At 40.3% G+C, this 6457-nt stretch carries 4 protein-coding genes and 1 pseudogene; 4 read left to right on the top strand and 1 reads right to left on the bottom strand.

Going from position 1 to position 6457, the window contains the following annotated elements:
* Positions 1-239: pseudogene (locus EZ437_RS21255) on the bottom strand (hypothetical protein); the annotation flags it as partial.
* Positions 240-659: 420 nt separating this feature from the next.
* On the opposite strand from EZ437_RS21255, the gene EZ437_RS21250 reads away from it, so the two are divergent.
* From EZ437_RS21250 to EZ437_RS21235, 4 genes are all read left to right on the top strand, one after another.
* Complete coding sequence (locus EZ437_RS21250; protein ID WP_131598149.1) at positions 660-1172, top strand: hypothetical protein; 513 nt, start codon at positions 660-662, stop codon at positions 1170-1172.
* 100 nt (positions 1173-1272) lie between these two features.
* Positions 1273-2085: a fimbrial biogenesis chaperone gene (locus EZ437_RS21245; protein WP_131598148.1), complete on the top strand. Its 813-nt coding sequence runs from the start codon at positions 1273-1275 to the stop codon at positions 2083-2085.
* A 12-nt stretch (positions 2086-2097) separates the two neighbouring features.
* On the top strand, positions 2098-3621 hold the full coding sequence (locus EZ437_RS21240) for a hypothetical protein (RefSeq protein WP_131598147.1): 1524 nt from the start codon (positions 2098-2100) through the stop codon (positions 3619-3621).
* A gap of 43 nt (positions 3622-3664) precedes the next feature.
* Complete coding sequence (locus EZ437_RS21235; RefSeq protein WP_131598146.1) at positions 3665-6439, top strand: hypothetical protein; 2775 nt, start codon at positions 3665-3667, stop codon at positions 6437-6439.
* The last annotated feature ends 18 nt before the right edge of the window (positions 6440-6457 follow it).

Genomic DNA, 6457 nt, shown 5'->3' with positions numbered 1-6457 from the left:
CCCTGATCAGCATTTGACGCAAGCGGGCTGCCCGACTCCCAAACCTCGGCCTGGCTGATGTACTTTTTGTACCAGTTCACGAAATAGCGAACTACTTCGCCGCTGCTAAGCCCATACTTACGGCCAAGCTGCGCCTGGCTCAGTTTGCCTTCAAGGTATTCCCGGGCAACGGCAATTTTAAAAGAATCCTCATAGGTAACAAATGTCCCTGTCTGTGTCCCTTTTCTCGGTTTTTCCATAGTAATATAAAGTTAAATGGTTAGTCCGAATTTGGTAAGGCAATTTTAGGAATAGACAGACACAAATCTTTGTCAATGATTTATACAGGAAATTTTGAAGGAAGTAGATCAGGATTAGGTTCCAGGGTAATTTCTTAACCAAGAATTTAAATTTCTTATACTAAAGGTTTACTTAAACAATAAATTCTGATAAAAAACCCCGGTTTTTGGTACATTATTCTCTAAAAAAAACGACATACAGGGGAATTTATTGCCCAAATAAGAAAAATATTACCCACACAAAACATCAAACACCTTGCTATTTGACCTTTAATTTAGCTTAAATGCAGTTTTTGCTGACGGCATTTAAATTGCAGCTTTCGTGAAAACCCAACTCTTTAAAACCAAATTAAAATGAAAAAAATTATCCTAGTTGCCGTGATGATGATAGTAGTGCTATCGGCCGGCAAAACCTTCGGACAAGTAACCCGTACAGTTAACTTAAATATCACGTTATCTGATGTACTTGAAATGACAGTTAACCAGGACGGAGCAATGACCATGAACTTCGACAACACCGCTAAATATTCTGATGGTATTGAGTTTACAGCAGTTAACCAGATTGTTGTAAAAAGTTCGGTTGGTTATGTGATTACAGCAAAAGAGGGGAGTATTACAGGTACCTCTGTGCTACCTACTGGAGCAGTAGATATTACTCCTAGCATCGCAACCGGTAACAACGGAAGTACTGCAGACTTTGATCCCTTCGCTACTAGTACATTGTCAGGAACGGAGCAAGCAGTGATTACTAAAACTAGTTCATCATGGAATGGAGCAAATGATTCCAACACATTTGATGTGAAGTATTTGGTGGGTAAAAATGGTAAGTTTGCCAACTTAACATCAGCGAACAACAATGTTATACCAGTGGTATATACAGTAACTCAGCCATAGGCTGAACCTGATACTTTTTTTAACATAAAAGGCTTAATAAGGGCCTTTTATGCTTTAAACACTTTTGCGCTATTTTGATTCATTCCCAGCAATTCATTACATGAAAACTTTGATCAATATTTGTGTAATAGGCCTGATTTTTTTCAGCAATCATGTTTATGCCCAGGCCGGCATAACAGTGAGTCCGGGCAAGGTTTATTTTAAATCTGCCACCGGAGAACCTACAATACAGAAAATTCAAGTAAGTAATCCAAATAACAGGGAACTCCAGGTAGGCGTATCTCTATCTGACTGGAGCTATGATGCTTTTGGCAACAACATTATGCATGATGCAAATACAATTAAAACATCCTGCACCAACTGGATCGAAGTGCTGCCCGGTTCTTACTTTACATTAGGCGCCCGAGAGCAAAGAGAAGTCACCATCTCAATAACTCCCCCTCCTGATACAAAGACAGATGTTGGCGTGCATACTGCGATGATTTTCTTTACTCAGTTGAATCCTGGCGATGCCAGGAGAGAAGATGGCTCTATGATTAAAGTAAGCGTAAGAATGGGTGTTAAAGTGTATCATTCTTTTCCCCAGCCAGAAAAAAGAAATATGGAGGTTCTGAATTTTATAGATAAAATAGATCCTCAACATAAAGAACTGCCTGGCTACCTTGAATTGGAAGTAGAAAACACCAGCAATATCTGGCTCGACAGCAAAATTAAACTTGAGCTGCTAAATACACAAACCGGTGCCAAGGAAAAGATCAACAATGTGGATATGTATTCTTTACCTGGCGATAAACGCACTGTAAGGATAACTCTGCCTGCGAATTTAAAAAAAGGAAAGTATAATGCAACAGCCGTCATCAGTTATGGCAATAAAGATGAATTGAAAGTAGTAGAGCTGGAATTTGAACGCTAAACTAACACAAGTATGAAATCCGGATATAACTTATGCATATTTTTTATCACCATGAGTATGATGGCATTTTCTACTTTGAAAACAAGCGGGCAATGTACGGGTATTGATATGAACGGATCGGCAAGCGGACCAATTTGGAATTCATTTGACAGTTATTCTGATGTACTGGCCGGAGAAACATTTAATGAATTTATCACACTTACCTATAATCTAGCCGCCCCTGTTAACTGTCCAAACTGGAAGATAAAAGTCAGGGCTTTAGGTAATTTTACCAATGGAAGTGCCAATATAAATCCACAGTATATTTCTATTCGATTTAACAGGGTAGATGCCGGAGCTCCTTCTGCCGGCGCAATGGGAGTGTCTAATGTCCTCGTGCCGTTGAACACCACAGAGGTAACTTTAATTAATTCTAATGCAGCATTTGCTACACCTCCCACTTATTATGCTGCACACAAATTTGATATGGTGGTAGCAGGCGGAAGTCACCTTCTGGTGGGTTCAGGTACTTATACCGCGATATTGAGATTTACCTTATATAACAGCAGTAATATCGCAATTTCTACAAAGGAAATCACTACAAGTTTTAACGTAGTTTTCAGCAATACCTGTACCGGCACTGTGATATCCGGATACTCCAATAATCAGTATACCTTTAACAATTATGCACAGCAGATGGCGGGTGCGACTGCAAATGAGGCAGTAACCCTGCAATACGCGCCTAATGGTGCAACCTGCCGCGGCTGGACTGTGAAAGCAAGGGTAGCGGGAAATTTTGTAAACGGTGCGAATACTGTTGCACCACAAAATATATCGCTCAAGTTTAACCGGGTAAGTTCGGGAAGTCCGACGGCAAGCGCGATCGGCGTAACCAATACCCCGGTGGCCCTCAGCAATTCGGATGCGGTACTGATCAATTCGTCTGGCGACTCCTTCAATGGGGGTACGGTACACAAGTTTGACCTGGTTATTGCCGGAGGCATACATTTGCTAGTGCCAAATGGCAGTTATACCGGGGGAATTGTATTTTCGCTGTATAATGCTGCTAACCAGTTGATCAGCACCACAACCATCAATGCTACGTTTCAGGTACAGTCCTCTGCCAATAGCTTTTCCCTTGTATTACAAAATACAGCAGACCTCGTAAACATGAACTTCAGTGCTCCAGGTGCGCTGGCCAGTGGCGTTTCAGTGTCCAAAGTCAGGGGAATGAAGATAGTTGGCTATGGAAGCCATCAGGTGATTGTAAAGACCAGCACAGCAAATCTTACTTCTACATCGAGTTCATATACGATTCCTGTTAGTGCTGTAAGTTTGGAGCTGACGAAATATACTACTACCAATGCGGGCATTGTGGTCTATACCCGATCACTGTCGGCTTCTGACCAGGTTTTTATCACTAATCCGGTCAGTCACCACACCCAGCAGGAAGTAGAATACAATATAAGGTTTTCTACCGCACCGGGCAATTCTGTATTTTCAGGTGCAAACGGAACTTTTTCAACCAGTGTTGTTTTTATCGCCATACCAAATTAACATGCGCTCCGGAGTGTTAAAATATAATTTTAAGTTCCGGTTTATGCTGACGATAATCATTTTGACAGTATTGCAAGGTGCTGCTATGGCACAGCTAAAAAACGATGTTTCTATCAATTTCATTGAAAAAACTCTTACTGGTGGCAATCAGGAGCTGATTAATCTAACTGTTAAAGTGACGAACAACAGTAGCAAAGTATTAGTAGCTACTGCCAAAATCACACACGATGAAGATCTCGAGCTCATCTCGAGGGCTAGCCGTATCATCCGTCTGAATCCGGGTGACAGTCTTTTTTTACCAACGAAATTATTCATTTCCAATAAAGCACAATCTGCCAGAGAATACCTTGTGAACGCGGTGCTAACAGACACAGCAAAAACTACTATCAGTAGTGATATTTGCAAACTACAAGTCATCATGAAAAAAAATGTTACATTTTTTGCCCAGGTTAACAATATTCTGCTGCAGAACATGACGGACTCCATTAAAATTCCAATAAGGGTACAAAATCAGGGAAATACAACACAAAAAATATCTCTGGTAATTAACTATCCCAATGCTGTGGAAACCGGAGACTTTGAGAAAGCTATCCTCCTCACGATACCGGCTGGTGGAGATACGCTTATCTATTCCAGCAGACCAGTGAACAGAAAAATGTTTGGAAATGAAGGGTTTGACATCACAATTGCGGGTTTATATGCAAATGGGGAATTGTTTGAAGCGAATTATGTACGTGTCCAGAACGCTAAAAGTAACCGACAATTTGAGGAACGAGGCATGAACAACAACCGTGACAACAACAGTTTTAGTCTTGGCTCTCAGGGCCTGGGTAGTCCTAATGAGTTATATCAGCTAACAGGCAGGGGGACACTGAACTTACCTCAGGGAAATATGGCCTATAATGTAGACTTGACAGCGTACAAAAATAGCAGTTTTTCACCTACCATGCTCAGGAATACCTACCTGGGGTATGAGGCACATAACATGGGATTAAAGGCGGGGAATATAAATAAATCACTGGATCTCAATATCATGGGTAAAGGCGGAGAATTTTATGTAGCTGACACAACAAATGATAACAGGTATGAGGGCGGGTATGTGAAGAACAGTGTAAATTTGCTAGGAGAAAGATTTCAAAATCTTTTTTCAAGCGGAGAAGCCGCCTGGGGTAGTTTTAGTCACCAGACAAAGAGATGGAATTTTAAAAGCGGAGCCATATATCAGAACAACAACTTTCTGAAAACTACCAACTTTCTTATTCATAATCAATTCGGACTAAACGGCAAAAAATTTCAATATAGTGGCAGCATAAACGGAGGGAGAATCGATCATGTATTAAATGGTCCGGTTTCAAACTATGGTTTTGCCGGCAGCTTGGATTTTGCAGGCAGCTTCGATAAGCTGACAATATCGAGTACAAATTTCGTAAGTACAAAATACTACCCTGGCTCAAGACAGGGAGCGACTAATCTTGCTGAGCGTATCATGTATCGCGGAAATTCGGTGAGTACATGGGCGAGTGTGGATTACTATAATTACGCCCCTGCGAGTATTGGAATGTTATCGTTATTTAATGCTTCATTTAAAACGCTAAGTGCAGAAATTGGATTTTCACATAAACTCTTTAATAAGTTCACCATATCCATTTCCCCAAACTATAAAACGGAGACAAACAATGCCATTGTTCTAAATTCGCAGTTGAATAGTTCAGCCAGTCTGCAGTCGTGGAATGTAAATGCTACGATAAACATACCTATTTCTGAACACCAATACATGTCCGTCAACACTCAAAATGGCTATTATAACTCATCAATGGATTCTAAAAAGCAATTTCATACCCGACTGAATGCCAATTATAACTATCGTTTTTTTAATCTGAACATGTCTGTCCAGCAAGGGTCATTTTACGTTGGAGAAGCGGTGAATAACTTTATAGAAAAACGGGCAAAACAGTCGACAGTGAACATCAGTCCCACCTTGCAGCATACCTTTTTCAAAGGGAAACTGAGAGCTGAAGGCGGCTTCAATTATTTTAGTGACAATAGCTTTGGTAAGAACATGCAGTTAAACTGCCGGACTGAATATGAAATTCTTCCTAAACTACAGCTTTTTGGCAGTGTGAACAGCAACACTTACATGTCAGCGATAGGCGAATATCGGTCGGACGTTTTTGAAATAGGCATTACCAAAAAATTAAAGGGTTCCAAAATTGGGTCCCGCAATGGTACACTACAGGTTCTGATGTTTAAAGACGTCAACCAAAATGGAATTTACGACGCTACTGATTCAGTTGCTTCTAATTTTCTAGTTTACGTAAATGATGTAGCATTTATAAGCGGTAAAGACGGAACCATCAACTATAAAAATCTGCCTCAGGGAGAATACCGGATATCTGTACCAAAAATAAAGGGCTGGTATGCGCCTGACCAGAAAATCAACTTTGAAAAAAAACAAAGAATTGAAATTCCACTGCAAAAAACAGGCACACTGAAAGGTACCATATCCTATGATTACAATGAATTCAGCTACGAAATAGGTCAGCAAAAAGAAGGATTGGCAATCACTGCAATGGGAGAAAATGGCCAAAGTTACCTGACAAGAACCAATACTGATGGTTCGTACATCTTTTTTATTCCTACCGGAAAATATACCATACGTATCAATACGGAAAATTTACCACCTGAAATAGAAAACCTGCAGGGAGATCAACAAACAGAAATCATCTCCGGTGAAATTAAATCTGTCAATCTGATATTGAATGTAAAACAGAGGAAAATAGAAACCAAGAGATTCTCCTCTCCCTCTTTGCGGAAATAATTTATACAAACTGACCCT

This window comes from Pedobacter psychroterrae (assembly GCF_004331695.1).
Lineage (GTDB): Bacteria > Bacteroidota > Bacteroidia > Sphingobacteriales > Sphingobacteriaceae > Pedobacter > Pedobacter psychroterrae.
This window is presented reverse-complemented; position numbering and strand designations above follow the sequence as displayed.

Bases quoted from the DNA above. Each gene is read 5' to 3' on its own strand.
- EZ437_RS21245 (WP_131598148.1), top strand. From the start codon at position 1,273: ATGAAAACTTTGATCAATATTTGTGTAATAGGCCTGATTTTTTTCAGC.
- EZ437_RS21235 (WP_131598146.1), top strand. From the start codon at position 3,665: ATGCTGACGATAATCATTTTGACAGTATTGCAAGGTGCTGCTATGGCA.
- EZ437_RS21240 (WP_131598147.1), top strand. From the start codon at position 2,098: ATGAAATCCGGATATAACTTATGCATATTTTTTATCACCATGAGTATG.
- EZ437_RS21250 (WP_131598149.1), top strand. From the start codon at position 660: ATGATGATAGTAGTGCTATCGGCCGGCAAAACCTTCGGACAAGTAACC.